Raw genomic sequence first — 16,583 nt, 5'->3', positions numbered from 1 at the left:
ACTTAGTCTCAAGTATCTATTCTAGTTAAGTGTGGTTAGGCTCTTCACCAAGTCAAAGCGTTTTAGTGATTGTCAAAATAGCCTACAGGTCTGTAAATGCGGTGGTAAAAACTATTAATTTCTTATCCGAAGTTCTTACCACCTTGATCTGCGGCATCGCGACTTCGACCCTTTCTGTATCAAACGCTCTGGCAGAGAATGGTCCATTGTTCTCGGTTTCTGAAATTGCAGTGCCCGCTGTCGACGGTGCCCGTGAGCCTTCTCTTGCTACAATGGCAGACGGACGGGCGCTTTTGACTTGGACGGAACCACTGGGCCAGGATTTTGCCGTAAAAGTCGCCATATCGGACGGGACAGAATGGGGCGCCGCCCAGACGGTCGTCGCGGGAAATGACCTCTTTGTTAATTGGGCCGATTTCCCGTCGGCCATTGCCTTGTCTGATGGCACGTTGGTCGCCCACTGGCTCCAGATCAACGGTGAAGCATACTATCAGTATGATACTAAAATTGCGCTATCAAAGGACTATGGCCGGACATGGTCGGAGCCCTTTATCCTCCACGACGATAGATCCCAACGCGAACATGGATTTGTCACCCTATTGCCGACGGATGTCGATGCATTTACGGCTATCTGGTTAGACGGTCGCTACTATGACGCGTATGGGCCTCAAGAGGTTGCGGAAAATGCGATGCAATTGCGCGCCCGCAGGATCACATCGGGCGGTGACGTTAGCGAGGAAACCTTGCTGGATATGCGCACTTGTACCTGTTGCCAGACGTCAGCTGTTGTCGCCAACAACAATGACATACTCGCTGTCTATCGAGACCGCTCAATCGACGAGATACGGGATATCTCGATTGTGCGTTCTGGGCCTGTAGGCTGGTCGACCCCAAAAACTGTGAGCTTTGACGGGTGGCAAATAGAAGGATGCCCCGTAAACGGTCCGGCGATTGATGCGGCGGATGGACAGGTCGTAGTGGCATGGTTCACGGCGGCTCATGACATTCCAAAGGTCAAAGTTGCTTTTTCTAGCGACGATGGCCACACATTTGGCACGGCATTCGAAATTAGCGGCTCGGCGCCCTCCGGCAGGGTTGATGCACTTCAACAACCGGATGGGACGTCACTTGTCACTTGGGTGGAGCAGACGCCAAAGGGCGAAACACTTCAAATCTGTCTCGTTGACCCGAAGGCAGGATGCAAGCATCCGCAGGTCTTGGCCGCCAACCCGCGCGGGCGAACTGTCGGATTTCCGCGCATGGCGAGGGTTGGTCAGGGTGCCGTCGTCGCGTGGGCAGAACCTTCGAGCAGGCCGCCAACTCATCCCGAAGGCGGAACCACGGTCAGAACGGTTTTAGTGCAGTTGAAGGGCTTAAATTGAAGCAGTTCCTACGAACGATCGTCTTGGTGACAATTTCATTTTCAGCGATTTCTGGAGCCGCGCATGCTGACGCCACTGATTTTCGCTTTGCGATGCATGCTACACCAAAAAAGGTGCCAGAGATTGCATTTGAGGATGCAGACGGCAACCTGCTTTCACTTAAGGACTTCACAGGAAAATACGTTCTGCTGAATGTCTGGGCGACTTGGTGCCCGCCTTGCCGCAAGGAGTTGCCTGACCTGCAAGGATTGCAACAAGCGCTAGGAGGAGACAAGTTCCAAGTTTTCGCGTTATCAACGGATTCCGGTAAGCTTTTGAACGTGAAGGCACTCTACCAAGAGCTCAACTTGGACGAATCCGGAATTTACATTGACGAAACCGGTGCTGCGATGCGCACCCTCGGTGTCTTTGCAATGCCGACTACTTTGTTGTTGGATCCTCAAGGGCGAGAAGTAGGTCGCAAGCCGGGCCCTGCGGATTGGGACAGCGCGGCCGCATTGGCCTTTTTCGAAGAACAGTTAAAACCTGTTCCCTGACCCGTATCGAGCACCGTGCAATCCGCGTTCGATAGAAAACCCCCCGGGGACCAAACGCCCTGATCTGCTGTCCACCCGCCATTAATCAGCAGTGATGTGCTTGTCACCATCGCAGAGGCGTTTGATGCCAGATATGCGACAGCTCCCATGATATCTTCAACTTCGCCAACGCGGCCCAACTTGATTTTGTCAGTAATCCATTTGGCCCGCTCTGGGTTTTCGAAGGTGGCATCAGTCAAGGATGTGCGGATAGAGGTCGGACAGACCGTGTTAATCCTAATTTTCTCGGGGTCCCATCCAAAACCAACGCATCTCGCGCACGAATTTGAGAACGCCGGTGGAATACTGCACCAGGTGAGCGGCAAGATCGTCTTGTCGCAGATTGGCTGAATGGCCTGTCCTGTTAAGCTCTTCGTTTTGGCGGGGGGCGGGATTGAAGCACGTGGATTTGTATGGGCGCGTTCGTCACGCTGTTCTTGTCGATGGTATGAGCCGCCGCGAAGCGGCCCGTCTTTTCGGGATCAATCGTCGCACTGTTGAGAAGATGCTGATGTCTTCGATCCCGCCAGGTTACCGGCGTGACAAAGAGATCAGGCGGCCGAAGCTGGATGACTTTATCGGGATTATCGATCAGATCCTTGAGGCAGACCGGCTGGTTCCAAAGACGCAGCGGCATACATCGAAGCGGGTTTTTGAGCGGCTTCGCAATGAGTATGATTTTACCGGCGGCATCACGATCGTGAAGGACTACATCTTTGCGGCTCGCCAGCGCCAGCGGGAGATGTTTGTGCCCTTGTCGCATCCTCCGGGTCATGCGCAGGCGGACTTTGGTGAGGCGCTTGCCGTGATTGGTGGTGTCGAGCGCAAGATCCACTTTTCGGTGATGAACTTGCCGCATTCGGATGCGTGTTTTTTGAAAGCCTATCCTGCCGAGACGACGGAAGCATTCTGTGATGCACATGTTGCGGCGTTCGCGTTCTTCGGCGGGGTGCCTGTGTCGATCCTTTACGACAACATCCGGATTGCCGTGGCCCGCATTCTGGGGAACGGCCAGCGCAAACGCACCCGCGTATTCTCGGAGCTGGTGTCGCATTATCTGTTTGAGGATCGCTTTGGCCGCCCTGGAAAAGGGAATGATAAAGGCAAAGTCGAAGGGATGGTGGGATACACTCGCCGCAACTTCATGGTGCCCAAGCCGCAGTTTGCCAGCTTTGAAGATCTCAATGTCCATCTGGCCGACCAATGCCGCAAGCGAATGGGCGATAAGCTACGTGGTCACAAGGGCACGATTGGCGAACGCTTTGAGGCCGATGCGGGCCGGCTTCAACCCCTGCCAGCTGTTCCTTATGACGCCTGCGACAAGCAATCGGTTCGGGTCAGTTCATTGTCCCTCGTGCGCTATCGCGGCAACGATTATTCTGTTCCAACAGCTTTCGGTCACCAAGAAGTTCTGGTGCGGGCATCATGCAGGAAGCATGTCTCCGACATGACGTGCATGAGGTGATGATTGCCTGCGGCGCTGACGTCATCGCCCGGCATCCTCGCTCTTGGGAGAAGGAGGATTACATCTATGACCCGCTTCATTATCTGGCGCTGATCGAACAGAAGACCAATGCGCTTGATCAGGCAGCCCCACTGGCCGATTGGGAATTACCTGAAGCCTACATCATCCTGCGTCGGCTTATGGAAGCCCGGATGGGTAAAAAGGGCAAACGCGAGTTCGTTCAGGTTCTGCGGCTGCTGGAGACATTCCAGATCGCGGATGTTGAGGCCGGAATACAAAGCGCCCTTGATCGCGGCACGATTGGCTTTGACGCCGTGAAGCATTTGGTGCTGTGCCGGATCGAACGCAGACCGCCCCGGCTGGATTTGACGGTCTATCCCTACCTGCCGAGAGCCTATGTCGCCGTCACATCGCCAAGCGATTACATGGCGCTTCTGTCAGGAGGCGGGTTATGACCGACACGCCCCAGCTGTTACTGGCCCATCACCTAAAAGCCCTGCGCCTGCCGACGTTCCTGCGTGAGTATGACAAAGTTGCCAAACAAAGCGCGACAGAAGGCATCGATCATTCCCGCTATCTATTGCGCCTTGCCCGCTGCACGGCAGGGCATGTTTACATGCCTGAGAGTGGAACTGGAGCTCATCGACCGGGAACGGCGCATGGTGGAACGCCGGATCAAGGCTGCGAAGTTCCCCTCCACCAAAAGCCTCGACAGCTTCGACTTCAAGGCCATGCCCTCGTTGAACAAGATGCTGGTGATGGAGCTGGCACGCTGTGATTATATTACCCGCAACGAGAACATCATCATGCCAAAGGCATGTCTTTGACATGACGCCGTGGTAAACAGCGGCACCGGCAAGTCGCATGTCGCCCTCGGCCTTGGACTGGCGGCCTGCCAGAAGGGCTTGGCCGTCGGCTTTATCACCGCATCCGCTCTCGTGCATGAACTCCTCGAAGCACGAGATGAAAAGCGCCTGCTGCGTCTGCAGAAGCAACTAAGCAAATACAGCCTGCTGATCATCGATGAATTGGGATATGTGCCGCTATCACCAACCGGCGCTGAACTGCTGTTTAAGGTCTTCTCGCAGCGCTACGAGCGCGGATCAACCATCGTGACGTCCAACCTGCCGTTCGATGAATGGACCAGCACCTTCGGGTCTGAGCGCCTCACAGGCGCGCTTCTCGACCGATTGACCCACCACGTCCACATCCTCGAAATGAACGCAGAGAGCTACCGCCTGAAACACAGCCGTCAATCGGGAAGAGCTTAAACTACAATCCACGCTACCGGTTTGACCAAAGCCCCGCACAGCTTCGTCGCTCTGTGGGGGCACTTCGCCGTGCGGGGCTATGGACAAACCTAAACTCAACAAGGTGGCGCAATATTGGTCCGGCAAAATCCAGAAAAGTGGCGCACTTTTGCTCCGGCGACTGGTGCAATTTTAGTCCGGCGTTGACATCGTGGCCCGCGGCGTTTTTGCCCAGACGCAGGCGGGCCTTGCTCCGGCGCTGGATACACGGCAGGCGCTTGGCACTAGTGTGCTGCGCGATTTTACTGCGGTCGCGGCAGCCTGCTTAAAAATAGGACTGGACCCGCTGACCGATCCGATCCCTGTTGCCGCCGCTGCGCATTATCACATGGGGGGCATCGCGACCGACCATACCGGCCAAACCTCCCTGCCTGGTCTTTGGGCCTGTGGCGAGGCGGCATCGACCGGATTGCACGGGGCGAACCGGCTGGCCTCGAACGGGCTGTTGGAGGCTTTGGTCTACGGGCAACGCTGCGCGGTCGCGATAGACGCAGCACTCGGTGCCAGCCCCACAGACGCGCCTACGAACACCCTGCCCAATCTGGACGCTGCCGAGGTGCCCGACCCCACCCTCGTGGCGCGGTTGCGGCAAAGTATGACCGATGGTGCAGGGGTGATCCGCGACGCGCCAGGTTTGCAGCGAACCCTTGACGACATTGCGGAGATCGAAGTGGCCCAGCCCACTTGCACCGCCCTGCTGAACATGACCGCCACGGCCACGCTGATCGCCACTGGGGCGCTGAACCGATGCGAAAGTCGTGGCGCCCATTTCCGGTCGGACTATCCCGAAACTTGCAGCGCAATTGGCAGCCGCTCTTTCCAGACCTTGGCCGAGGCGCAGGCAATGCCCACCACCCCGCAAATGGAGACGACATGACACAAGCCCCCCCCTGCCCGACCTGATCCTTGAACCCCTGGTCCGCGCCGCGCTGATGGAGGATTTAGGAACCTACGGTGACATCACCACCCGCACGGTGATCCCCGCTGAAGCCCGCTATACCGCACGGCTGAATGCCCGCGAGGCAGGGGTAGTCTCGGGGATGCAGATCGCCGCGCTGGCCTTTCGCCTCGTCGATATGGATAGCGGATACGCAGCTCGCTCAGCAAACGACTGGGCGGGGAACATTTGTGCGGCTGGTGTTTGAACCTAGAGGGGCCCTTTAGTTTGATTGGAGCGAAGATTGGGCCGTGATTTAAGCAAGTTCCATCTCGCCCCCCAAACCTTTCCCGCAAATCTCAAACAGCTGGTTGACATCAGAATATATGCAACCAATACTAAACCAATTCTATATTGGTTTCAGTATTGGCTTAAAGGGGATGAGCTTTGTCTCTGGACGACACCATCACATCGCCGGATTTGCTGGTCGTAAAAGACTTTAGTCTGCGGTTTCGCGGTGCGCCGAGCGACCAGATCAACCACGTCAGTTTTTCGGTTAGCGCGGGCAAAACCCTGTGTATCGTCGGGGAGAGCGGATGTGGTAAAAGCGTGACCTCGCTTGCCATGATGGGATTGCTCCCCGCCGGAGCGGCTGAAATCAACTCCGGCCTAATGGTGTTTGAGGGAAAAACCCTCAATCTTGCCGATCCCAAGGCCATGCGCAAAATACGCGGCAGCCGTATGACGATGATTTTTCAGGAGCCGATGTCTTCGCTGAACCCGGTCTTTCGCATTGGCGATCAGATCGTGGAAGCGATAAAGGCGCACAGCAACGCCACGGATGGTGACGCCGAAGACCGCGCGGTGGCCATGCTGCGCCGTGTCGGCATCCCCGCTCCGGAAAAGCGCATGCGCGACTATCCTCACCAGCTGTCGGGCGGCATGCGCCAGCGTGTGATGATTGCGATGGCCTTGGTCAACGATCCTGCGCTTTTGATTGCAGATGAGCCGACGACTGCATTGGATGTCACTATTCAGGCGCAAATTCTGGAACTGATCCGCGACCTGCAGGCGGAAACCAACATGGGCACGATCATGATCACCCATGACTTGGGAGTAGTTGCGGAAATTGCTGACACAGTCGCGGTGATGTATGCGGGTACGATTGTGGAAACAGGTCCGGCAGAGCGGATTTTTAATGATCCGCAGCACCCCTATACCATCGGGCTAATGTCCTCCATTCCACAACTCACCGGTGTAAGAGGGCGGCTTTCAACTGTGCCGGGCATGGTGCCGACAGCGCAGAACATGCCGACAGGCTGCCGCTTTGCGACGCGATGCCCCTTTGCGCAACCCATCTGCGCAACCGAACCGCCGCTGGTTGAAATGGCCGGGGGACACCAAGTTGCCTGCCATTTCGCGCCGCTTGAGATCAAGCTGAAGGACAGCCTATGACGGACAGCATTCTGCAGGCCCGTGGGCTGAAAAAGCACTTCAAAACCGGAGGCGGGATGATGGGTACTGCGGGCGTGATCCGTGCTGTCGATGACGTCTCTTTTGATGTCCGGCGCGGTGAGACTTTTGCCATTGTCGGGGAATCCGGCTGCGGCAAGTCTACGCTGGCGCGGTTGCTGATGCGGTTGTTGTCGCCCACCGAAGGCGAAGTTACCTTTGACGGCATTGACGTGCGCAGCCTCAAAGGCCGCGAACTGACCGCTTTGCGCCGCGATATGCAGTTTATCTTTCAAGATCCCTTCTCATCGCTTAACCCGCGCATGAGTGTCGGCAAGCTGATCGGTGAGCCGCTGGAAACCCATTTTCCCGAGATGACGGCGACAGAGCGGCGGGCCAAGGTGGCGGGGCTATTGGATAAGGTCGGCCTGCGCCCCGAGCACGCCGAACGCTATCCGCATGAATTTTCAGGCGGCCAGCGCCAACGTATCGGCATCGCCCGCGCGCTTGCCTCTGCGCCCAAGCTGGTGATCGGTGATGAGCCGGTGTCGGCGTTGGATGTGTCGGTACAGGCGCAAGTCATCAACTTGTTGGGCGATCTGCGCGACGAATTGGGGCTGACGTTGGTGATTATCGCGCATGATCTGGCAGTGATCCGGCACATGAGCGACCGGGTAGCGGTGATGTATCTGGGCCAGATCGTCGAGCAAGGCACTGTCGATACCGTATTTCAGCATCCGAGGCATCCCTACACCCGCGCTTTGTTGTCCGCTATTCCGGTCGCGGCTTACGGCCAGCGCCTTAGCCAGACCGCGCTGCACGGTGAAATGCCCAGTCCGGCCAATCCGCCCTCAGGCTGTCGGTTCCATACGCGCTGCCCTTATGCGCAGGAGCTTTGTGCAACGCAGGCCCCTGCCCTGAGGCCCACGGATTGTGGCGAAGACCACGTCGCCGCCTGCCATTTCTTTGAGGATATCGCAGCGGCCGAACCCGATTTGGGCCGTACGGATCCCCCGCCTCGTGCGGCCGGGGCCAACGCGCGGTTTGCCCTCTACCAAGATGCCATGCAGGAGCGGGCGCAACCCCGGTCCAGCCAAGACCAAAAATAATAAATCCAACCAGAACCAATTCCATCAACAGGAGAGTTCACTATGAAACTGATGAAACTAACCCTCGCCGCCGCCTTGCTGAGCGCAACAACACTGGGCGCACAGGCTTCCGAACTTCGTATCGCGCTGCAATCGGATGCTGATGTGCTAGACCCTGACCAGTCACGCACATTTGTCGGCCGGATCGTCTATACCGCGCTTTGCGACAAGCTGGTCGACATCACACCAGATCTTGAAATTATCCCGCAACTGGCCACCGAATGGTCCTTCTCAAAGGATGGCAAACAGCTGACAATGAAACTGCGCGACGATGTCGTCTTTCATGACGGCACCCCTTTTGACGCCGAAGCTGTTGCCGCCAACATCGACCGCAGCCAGAACTTTGAAGAATCCCGCCGCAAGTCTGAACTGTCGTCCATCACCGGCGTTGAAGTGCTGGGCAGCCATGAAATCCGCCTGGATCTCGCCGATGCGGATGCCACGCTGATGGCGCAACTCGCTGACCGCGCAGGCATGATGGTATCGCCGACAGCGGCGACCGAAGCTGGCGTAGAATTTGGTTTGAACCCTGTCTGCTCCGGTCCGTACAAGTTCAAAGAACGCGTCGCGCAAGACCGCATCGTTCTTGAGAAATTCGCTGACTACTACAATGCCGATGAATACCACTTTGACACCGTATCCTACCTGCCGATTCCCGACACCACAGTGCGGCTTGCCAACTTGCAGTCAGGCGACATCGACATGTTGGAGCGTCTGGCAGCAACGGATCTGGCGCAGGCTGAAGGGGATGCAGGCATTCAGGTGGCAAGCGCCGTATCGCTTGGCTATCAGGGCATTACCTTCAACGTGGGCAACGGCGATAAAGCCGACAATCCTTGGGGCAAAGACAATCGACTGCGCCAGGCGCTGAGCCTTTCGCTCGACCGTGATGCGATCAATCAGGTTGTATTCAACGGCGCCTTTGCAGCGGGCAACCAACCCTTCCCGCCGACCTCACCGTGGTACAGCAAAGACTTCGCCGTTCCCGCGCGGGACGTCGAGCAGGCAAAAGCGTTGTTGGCCGAAGCCGGCTTCCCCGACGGGATCGACCTCGAAGTTCAGGTGCCCAACACCACCATTCCGTTGCAGTTGATGCAGGTGGTACAATCGATGGCGGCCGAGGCCGGAATTCGCATCTCGCTCGTGTCCAAAGAGTTCGCGACACTGCTGTCGGATCAAACAGCTGGCGACTATACAGCCAGCCAGATCGGCTGGTCGGGTCGGGTTGATCCTGATGGCAACATCCACCAGTTCATGACCAGCGATGGCGGTATTAACGACTCCAAATACGCGAACCCGGAGGTGGATACGCTGCTGAACACGGCACGCACATCCAACGATCAACAGGTCCGCAAGGAAAGCTATAACGCCGCCCGCGCGATCCTGAACGAAGATGCCCCCATCGTTTACATCTACCACGAGACATGGATCTGGGCGCTGGATTCCGCGATCTCCGGTTTTACGCCTTATCCTGACGGCATGATCCGTCTGAAGGGTATGAAAAAAGAAGAAGGCTAAACGCCCTTTCCTGCACACCGCCGGGCGCGTCCCGGCGGTGTCTCCTCTTTGTATATGAGGCACTCTCAGATGCTGTCCTTTATCTTGCGCCGTGTGGTCATTGCGATCCCTACGATCATCCTGATTTCGATATTTGTGTTTACCCTGCAGAAACTTCTGCCAGGCGATCCGGTGCTGGCGATGGCGGGCGAGGAACGAGACCCGCAGGTGCTTGAATTCCTGCGCGAGAAGTACCGTCTCAACGATCCAATTCCGGTGCAGTATCTGACATGGATCGGCAAGGCGCTTACGGGTGATCTGGGCATCTCGCTGCGCACCAATCAACCAGTGTTGGAGCTTATCGGGCAGAAGTTGCCGGTGACCATCCAGCTTGCCACGATGGCGATGGTGTTTGCGATGTTGATCGGCATCCCTGCCGGAATATTTTCGGCGGTCAAAAAGGGCACGGTGATTGATTATATCGCCAATGTTGTAGCGCTGTCGGGCCTGTCGATTCCGAATTTCTGGCTTGGTATCATGCTGATCCTGCTGGTGTCGGTGAAATGGAAATTGCTGCCGGCCTCGGGCTATGTCCCGCTCAGCGAGGACCCGATCCGCTCCATCACCGTAATGATCATGCCGGCCTTTGTGCTGGGCACGGCACTGGCCGCAACGCTGATGCGCCATACGCGGTCTGCCATGCTGAGTGTGTTGAGTTCCGACTACGTGCGTACGGCCCGTGCCAAGGGGTTGGTCGAACGCCAGGTGATCCTGAAACACGCCTTTCGCAATGCCTTGACGCCAATCGTTACACTGACAGCGTTACTGTTCGGTGAATTGATCGCAGGCGCCGTCCTGACCGAGCAGATTTTCACTATTCCCGGTTTTGGCAAGCTGGTTGTCGACGCGGTTTTTAATCGCGATTACGCCGTCGTGCAGGGCATCGTGCTGGTGACGGCTGTCGGATTTATCTTCATGAACCTGCTCGCTGACGTTGCCTATGTGCTGCTGAACCCGCGCCTGAGGAAGCAATAATGGCCCAACCTGCAACCCCTATGACTATTGACGCCGAAAGCGCCACTGATCCGGTACTTTCAGCCCGCCCCGAAAACCGCGTCTGGAAGAAATTCCGCAAACACCGCAGCGCGATGTTGGGCGGCGTGCTGGTGGCATTCTTTGTGCTGATTGCGCTTGCAGCACCAATTCTGCCGATCCCGGATCCGCTTGCAACCGATTGGGGTGCGGTGCGCAAGGCTCCCTCCGCTGCGCATTGGCTGGGAACAGATGAATTAGGACGCGATGTACTGTCGCGGCTCATTTGGGGCGCGCAGGCGTCTTTGTTGGCCGGTGTTGTCTCGGTTGCGATTGCGCTTGGCCTCGGGGTGCCGCTTGGCATCGTTGCCGGGTATTTCGGCGGCTGGACCGACGCGATCATCTCGCGCTGTACCGAAGCATTGCTGGCCGCGCCCTTTTTGATCCTTGCTATCGCACTGGCGGCTTTTCTGGGCCCAAGTCTGACCAACGCGATGATCGCTATCGGTATTTCCGCCACCCCTGTGTTCATCCGTCTGACCCGCGGTCAGGTGCTCGGCGTCGCTGCCGAAGACTATGTTGAAAGCGCGCGGGCCATCGGATTATCGACGCCGCGCATCCTGCGGCGCTACATTTTCCCCAACGTGCTGCCGCCGGTCCTGGTGCAGGCAACGCTCACCGTGGCCACCGCGATCATTGCAGAGGCGTCGCTGTCATTCCTCGGATTGGGCCAACAGCCGCCCGCACCGTCTTGGGGATCGATGCTGAACACCGCAAAAAACTTCCTTAACCAAGCCCCTTGGATGGCGCTTTGGCCCGGCATCGCCATCTTCTTAGTTGTGCTGGGCTTTAACCTTTTGGGCGACGGTCTGCGCGATGCGCTGGATCCACGTGAACATTGAAAGACTGATACGTTATGGCCAGCTTCACCACCCGCCCGGAAATACGCGGATCCTTCGGGGTCGCGACGTCGACCCACTGGATTGCCTCGGCAGTCGGGTTTGGCATTCTTGAAAAAGGCGGCAACGCTTTTGACGCCGCGGTGGCCGCAGGGTTCGTCCTCCAAATCGTCGAACCCCATCTGAACGGACCTGCAGGCGATCTTCCGATCATTTTTCACAGTGCTCTAAAGGATGAAACAAGGGTCATCTGCGCACAGGGCGTTGCACCAATTGCGGCAACAATCGAGCACTACAGGGCACAAGGGCTGACGTTGATCCCCGGTTCCGGATTGCTGGCCACCGTGGTGCCTGGCGCCTTTGACGGCTGGATGTTGCTGCTGCGTGATCATGGCACCATGAACCTGCGCGATGTGCTGCAACCAGCTATTGATTATGCGCGCGACGGGCACCCCGTACTGCCGCGTGTCGCTAATACAATTGCCGGGCTGGCCGATTACTTTGCCGCCGAGTGGCCGTCATCCGCCGCAGTTTGGACCCCCGGTGGCATAGCCCCCAAGCCCAACGCCAACTTCAAAAATCCCGATCTGGCCGGCACCTATGAACGGCTGGTGAGTGAAGCCGAAGCCAACGCGCAGGACCGGGTCGCGCAGATTGATGCCGCGCGATCTGTCTGGTCAGAAGGCTTCATCTCTGATGCCATTTTTGACTATCTCAAAGATGCTTGCGTGCACGACGTCTCCGAGCAGAAAAACAGCGCCGTACTGGCGTGTGAAGATTTGGCAAACTGGTCGGCCAGCTATGAAAGCACGCTAAGCTACGGATACCACGGCTGGACGGTTCACAAGACGGAAGCCTGGTCACAGGGGCCGGTTTTCTTGCAGTCTCTGGCGATCCTCAAGCATTTTGACCTCGCCGCGATGGACCCCATGGGCGAAGAGTTTGTCCATACCGTCATCGAGGCCATGAAACTGGCCTTTGCGGATCGTGAAGCGTACTACGGCGATCCCGATCACAGCATTGTCCCGATGGAAATTTTGCTGTCAGACAGCTACAATGCGGGGCGCGCAAAAGAAATCTCCGACCGATCTTCGATCGAGCAGCGCCCCGGCTTTATTGCTGGTCTAGAACATTTGGCAGAAGCTTACCTGCGCCGCGCGACCTGCGATTTCGGCGCCGAAAACGCGGCGCCACAAGAGCCGACCATGGCCCATCTGACAGAGAAGCGCGGCGATACCGTGCATCTGGATGTGATCGACCGATGGGGCAACATGGTATCGGCCACGCCCTCGGGGGGCTGGCTGCAAAGCAGTCCGGTGATCCCGGGCCTCGGCTTCCCGCTCAACTCTCGTGCCCAGATGTTCTGGCTTGAGGGCGGCCTGCCCACATCACTGGCCCCCCACCGCCGTCCGCGCACAACGCTAACCCCGTCGCTGGCCGAAAAGCCCGACGGCACCCGGCTGGTCTTCGGAACACCCGGCGGCGATCAGCAGGACCAATGGCAGTTGATCTGGTTCTTGCGGTTCGTGCATCACGGGCTGGACTTGCAGGCTGGCATGGACGCGCCGCTTTTCCATTCGATGCATTTTCAAGGCAGCTTTTTCCCGCGTGAAGCCTTGCCCGGCGAGATGATGATTGAGCCCAATTTTGGCGAGGACGTAATCGAAGGGCTGCGCAAACGCGGTCATATTGTCACCGTGGCCGAGCCATGGTCCGTGGGGCGTTTAACGGCCGCGCTGCGTCACCCCGATGGCAGCTTGCAGGCCGCCGCGACGCCCCGATTGATGCAAGCCTATGCTGTGGGGCGCTGAACAATGACCTATTCGATCATTGCCCGCGACACTGACACTGGTGAAATCGGCATCATCGTCGCCAGCCGTTTTTTCGCCTGTGGCGCGGCGGTTCCGTACGTCGGGCGGCGCGTCGCTGTTGCCACACAGGCTTTCGTGAATCCTCTCTGGGGCACCGAGGGCCGCCGAAGGCTTGAAGCGGGAGAGACAGCGCAGACGCTTATTGCTGAATTTGCAGCACGTGACGCGGGGCGGGGCATTCGCCAATGCCATATGATGGATGCGGCGGGAAATTTCGCGGCACATACCGGAGCCGATTGTGTCGATTGGGCGGGGCACCGGATGGGCCGTTTGCATTCTGTAGCAGGCAATATGCTGGCAGGGCCTGAGGTCGTGAGCGCCACCTTCGACACTTACGCCAAGTACGGTAATTTACCGATGGCGCAGCGTCTTCTGGCTGCGATGCGCGCCGGCGAGGTTGCAGGCGGTGACAAGCGTGGCAGGCAGGCGGCAGGGCTGGTAATTCACCGCGGCGAGGATCATGCCTATCTTGATCTGCGGGCCGATGATCATAGCGACCCCTTGGGCGAGTTGGATCGGCTGCTGGACATAGCGGGTGAACGTTACCTCCATGTTGCCGCTGCGATGCCCACACATGAAAATTTCTCCGGCACTACAGACCGCGGCCCGATAGATGCCGCGATTTCTCTGGCCGAACACAGACGAGAACGCGAAGGGCGACCCAGCCAGTCCCGCGCCACAGATCCCACAACCAGTCGGAATTGACCTTTGATGGTAATAGATTTCAGCACTCTGCTCCCTCTTCTTGCCATCGCCGTGGGCGCCGGTGTGGTCGGGGGTATCCTTGCCGGTTTGCTCGGCGTGGGGGGCGGTATTGTTATTGTACCCGCGCTCTATCTGGCGCTTTCTACGGCGGGTATGGACCCTGCGATCACCATGCAGGTGGCCGTGGGCACATCGCTTGCCACCATCGTTTTTACCTCTTTGTCCTCGGGATATGGCCACTTCAAACGGGGTGCCATCGATATGGACCTACTGCGGCTATGGGCGCCCTCGCTGCTGGTGGGCGTGATCATCGGCGCAGTACTGGGGGGCTATGTCTCGGGGCTGATCTTGGTCGGTGTCTTTGCAGTTGTCGCCGCGCTGGTCGCGATCGACATGATCTTTCGCAAACCGGCAACCGACCCGGCTGTGCGCAGCTTCCCTAAAGTGGTCTGGGCGGCGCTTGGCACGGTTACCGGAGCGCTGTCGGCGATGATGGGGATTGGCGGCGGGACCATCGGTGTGCCGCTGCTGAACTTTCTGGGCTATGACATCCGCCGCGCCGTCGGCAGCTCTGCCGCTATCGGTTTTATCATCGGCCTGCCCGGTGCAGTCGTCTATGCGCTCACCGGTCTGGGGGCCGAGGGACTGCCACCGTTTTCGCTCGGATATGTAAACCTCGCGGCGGCGGCGATCATCATTCCTTTGACCAGCAGTTTCGCCCATGTCGGTGTAAAGTTGGCCCATAGTATATCGCGCCGCGCCTTGCGGTTTGCCTTTGGCATTTTTCTGATGCTAACGTCGCTTAGAATGTTTGTAGATCTGTTCAGCACCTTGACGGCCAATGGACAATAGCCGTCCCCGCCTTCGGCCGGAAGATGCACTCGCCGAGGCACTGCGTGTTGCCATCCGCGACGGCGCATTGCTCGACAATGGGCGTGTGCCGCCAGAACGTGCGCTGGCTGAACATTTCGGGGTCAGCAGGGCAAGGGTGCGTTTGGCGCTGGGTCAGCTCCAAGAGGATGGGACTATTTTTCGCCGTCATGGCAAAGGCACCTTCGCGGCCCCGCCCCCGGCGAACAATGTCGACAGTCTGCGCCTGCTGGCGCGTCAGGTCACGCCGCGCGATGTGATGGAAGTCAGGCTGGAGGTTGAACCGGCGCTGGCCGCGCTTGCTGCTGAACGTGCCCAACCGCATGAGGTTGATCTGTTGGGCCAACTTATGCGCGCCACGCTGGACCTGACAGACATGGATGCCTATGAGGCAGCCGACGATATGTTCCACTACAAGATCGCGGAAACCGCACGTAATCCGCTGTTCCTGACGGTCTACGAATCCATCCGTTCCGTGCGCCGCGAAGCCGCCTGGACCGCGCAGCGGCGCGACAGCTATTCGCCTCGGACGCTGCATTTGCTGGGTGAACAGCACAAGACGTTGGCCGATGCTGTTTCAAGGCGCGACAGCCGCGCCGCGGCAGCCGCAATGGAACAGCACTTGTTAACCGTGTCCAATACACTGCTCCGGGATCGGGTGCGCAAGATAGAGCTAAATATTTAGCCGCGAGACCATGCCGAAATAGCCCATCGGTCAGAAAGTTGTGCAAATCTGAAAAACTAGATGCGAACGCATTCAATGAGGACTCGACAGCAGCATTAATATTTCGTCTATTGTGGACAAATGCGGAAATATCCGCAGGGCAATCAGGCCTCATGTCGTACGGTTACGTGCGCGTGGGGCCTTTTTCGTTTTTGGGGGCGCTGTGGCTTTGATGATGTAACCGCCCTCCGGCGGCATCGATGTGCCAAGGTGGGTCTGCAATGATCCACAAAAAGGAGAGCGGTCATGTCGGATATTATCACGGTCGGACTCGATTTGGCGAAGAATGTATTCCAAGTGCATGGAGCTGACGGCGCAGGCCGCGCGGTTTTGCGCAAGAAGTTGCGGCGGACGCAGGTTTTGGTGTTTTTCAGCCAACTTCCGCGATGCTTGGTTGCTATGGAAGCGTGCGGCGGCGCGCATTTCTGGGGCCGTGAGATTGGCAAGTTGGGCCACGAAGTGCGTCTGATCCCGCCAGCTTACGTCAAACCCTTCGTCAAGCGTCAGAAGAACGATGCAGCGGATGCTGAAGCGATTTGCGAGGCAGCAGTACGGCCCTCGATGCGCTTTGTGCCGGTGAAGAGCGAAGATTTGCAGGGTGCAGCCATGGTCTTCAGGGTCCGTGAGCTGCTGATCGGTCAGCGCACTCAGGCGAACAATGCGCTTCGCGGCCACCTAACGGAGTTTGGAGAAGTGGTTCCGCAGGGCGCAGCGAATGCAGCGCGCCTGAGTGCAATCATAGAGGATCCGTCAAGCGGCTTGCCCGAAGAAGCCCG

Annotated in this window: 13 protein-coding genes and 4 pseudogenes; 16 read left to right on the top strand and 1 reads right to left on the bottom strand. The window is 57.9% G+C overall.

The window, feature by feature from the left end; translation table 11 throughout:
- Nucleotides 1-29 precede the first annotated feature (29 nt).
- Together BM174_RS17005 and BM174_RS17000 are read left to right on the top strand one after the other, a co-directional pair.
- Nucleotides 30-1,382: a sialidase family protein gene (locus tag BM174_RS17005; protein WP_177209511.1), complete on the top strand. Its 1,353-nt coding sequence runs from the start codon at nt 30-32 to the stop codon at nt 1,380-1,382.
- Nucleotides 1,379-1,918: a TlpA family protein disulfide reductase gene (locus BM174_RS17000; RefSeq protein ID WP_177209510.1), complete on the top strand. Its 540-nt coding sequence runs from the start codon at nt 1,379-1,381 to the stop codon at nt 1,916-1,918. Before BM174_RS17005 ends, BM174_RS17000 begins: the two co-directional genes overlap by 4 nt.
- Nucleotides 1,919-1,980: 62 nt before the next feature.
- On the opposite strand, the pseudogene BM174_RS21435 reads toward BM174_RS17000, so the two are convergent.
- Nucleotides 1,981-2,262 (bottom strand): annotated as a pseudogene (locus BM174_RS21435) (SDR family NAD(P)-dependent oxidoreductase); the annotation flags it as partial.
- A 143-nt stretch (nt 2,263-2,405) separates the two neighbouring features.
- Between BM174_RS21435 and istA the strand changes: the two are divergent.
- From istA to BM174_RS16925, 14 genes and pseudogenes are all read left to right on the top strand, one after another.
- Nucleotides 2,406-3,877 (top strand): annotated as a pseudogene (gene istA, locus BM174_RS16990) (IS21 family transposase).
- A gap of 69 nt (nt 3,878-3,946) precedes the next feature.
- A pseudogene (gene istB, locus BM174_RS16985) lies at nt 3,947-4,693 on the top strand (IS21-like element helper ATPase IstB).
- 190 nt (nt 4,694-4,883) lie between these two features.
- Nucleotides 4,884-5,609: an FAD-binding protein gene (locus BM174_RS16980; protein WP_342742075.1), complete on the top strand. Its 726-nt coding sequence runs from the start codon at nt 4,884-4,886 to the stop codon at nt 5,607-5,609.
- 55 nt (nt 5,610-5,664) lie between these two features.
- Nucleotides 5,665-5,808, top strand: a pseudogene (locus BM174_RS16975) (carboxylating nicotinate-nucleotide diphosphorylase); the annotation flags it as partial.
- A gap of 248 nt (nt 5,809-6,056) precedes the next feature.
- Nucleotides 6,057-7,064: an ABC transporter ATP-binding protein gene (locus BM174_RS16970; protein WP_245766421.1), complete on the top strand. Its 1,008-nt coding sequence runs from the start codon at nt 6,057-6,059 to the stop codon at nt 7,062-7,064.
- On the top strand, nt 7,061-8,170 hold the full coding sequence (locus tag BM174_RS16965) for an ABC transporter ATP-binding protein (RefSeq protein ID WP_093925054.1): 1,110 nt from the start codon (nt 7,061-7,063) through the stop codon (nt 8,168-8,170). The genes BM174_RS16970 and BM174_RS16965 overlap by 4 nt, the downstream gene beginning before the upstream one ends.
- A gap of 42 nt (nt 8,171-8,212) precedes the next feature.
- Complete coding sequence (locus tag BM174_RS16960) at nt 8,213-9,727, top strand: ABC transporter substrate-binding protein (protein ID WP_093925053.1); 1,515 nt, start codon at nt 8,213-8,215, stop codon at nt 9,725-9,727.
- Nucleotides 9,728-9,796: 69 nt separating this feature from the next.
- The gene (locus tag BM174_RS16955; RefSeq protein ID WP_093925052.1) at nt 9,797-10,741 is read left to right on the top strand and encodes an ABC transporter permease; all 945 of its coding nucleotides are present in this window, start codon (nt 9,797-9,799) and stop codon (nt 10,739-10,741) included.
- Nucleotides 10,741-11,640: an ABC transporter permease gene (locus tag BM174_RS16950; RefSeq protein WP_218152939.1), complete on the top strand. Its 900-nt coding sequence runs from the start codon at nt 10,741-10,743 to the stop codon at nt 11,638-11,640. Before BM174_RS16955 ends, BM174_RS16950 begins: the two co-directional genes overlap by 1 nt.
- Nucleotides 11,641-11,654: 14 nt before the next feature.
- Nucleotides 11,655-13,448, top strand: a complete 1,794-nt coding sequence (locus BM174_RS16945; protein WP_093925051.1) for a gamma-glutamyltransferase family protein — start codon at nt 11,655-11,657, stop codon at nt 13,446-13,448.
- A gap of 3 nt (nt 13,449-13,451) precedes the next feature.
- Nucleotides 13,452-14,213, top strand: a complete 762-nt coding sequence (locus BM174_RS16940; RefSeq protein WP_093925050.1) for a DUF1028 domain-containing protein — start codon at nt 13,452-13,454, stop codon at nt 14,211-14,213.
- Nucleotides 14,214-14,219: 6 nt separating this feature from the next.
- Nucleotides 14,220-15,065 (top strand): sulfite exporter TauE/SafE family protein, encoded by an 846-nt coding sequence (locus BM174_RS16935; RefSeq protein ID WP_093925049.1) that lies wholly within the window; start codon nt 14,220-14,222, stop codon nt 15,063-15,065.
- On the top strand, nt 15,055-15,768 hold the full coding sequence (locus BM174_RS16930) for a FadR/GntR family transcriptional regulator (RefSeq protein WP_093925048.1): 714 nt from the start codon (nt 15,055-15,057) through the stop codon (nt 15,766-15,768). The genes BM174_RS16935 and BM174_RS16930 overlap by 11 nt, the downstream gene beginning before the upstream one ends.
- A 285-nt stretch (nt 15,769-16,053) precedes the next feature.
- On the top strand, nt 16,054-16,583 hold a 530-nt coding region (locus BM174_RS16925; protein ID WP_143092474.1), incomplete at its 3' end, for an IS110 family RNA-guided transposase.

It is taken from the genome of Sulfitobacter brevis (genome assembly GCF_900112755.1).
Classification (GTDB): Bacteria; Pseudomonadota; Alphaproteobacteria; order Rhodobacterales; family Rhodobacteraceae; genus Sulfitobacter; species Sulfitobacter brevis.
This window is presented reverse-complemented; position numbering and strand designations above follow the sequence as displayed.

Bases quoted from the DNA above. Each gene is read 5' to 3' on its own strand.
- BM174_RS16950 (WP_218152939.1), top strand. From the start codon at position 10,741: ATGGCCCAACCTGCAACCCCTATGACTATTGACGCCGAAAGCGCCACT.
- BM174_RS16965 (WP_093925054.1), top strand. From the start codon at position 7,061: ATGACGGACAGCATTCTGCAGGCCCGTGGGCTGAAAAAGCACTTCAAA.
- BM174_RS16960 (WP_093925053.1), top strand. From the start codon at position 8,213: ATGAAACTGATGAAACTAACCCTCGCCGCCGCCTTGCTGAGCGCAACA.
- BM174_RS16945 (WP_093925051.1), top strand. From the start codon at position 11,655: ATGGCCAGCTTCACCACCCGCCCGGAAATACGCGGATCCTTCGGGGTC.
- BM174_RS16940 (WP_093925050.1), top strand. From the start codon at position 13,452: ATGACCTATTCGATCATTGCCCGCGACACTGACACTGGTGAAATCGGC.
- BM174_RS16935 (WP_093925049.1), top strand. From the start codon at position 14,220: ATGGTAATAGATTTCAGCACTCTGCTCCCTCTTCTTGCCATCGCCGTG.
- BM174_RS16955 (WP_093925052.1), top strand. From the start codon at position 9,797: ATGCTGTCCTTTATCTTGCGCCGTGTGGTCATTGCGATCCCTACGATC.
- BM174_RS16930 (WP_093925048.1), top strand. From the start codon at position 15,055: ATGGACAATAGCCGTCCCCGCCTTCGGCCGGAAGATGCACTCGCCGAG.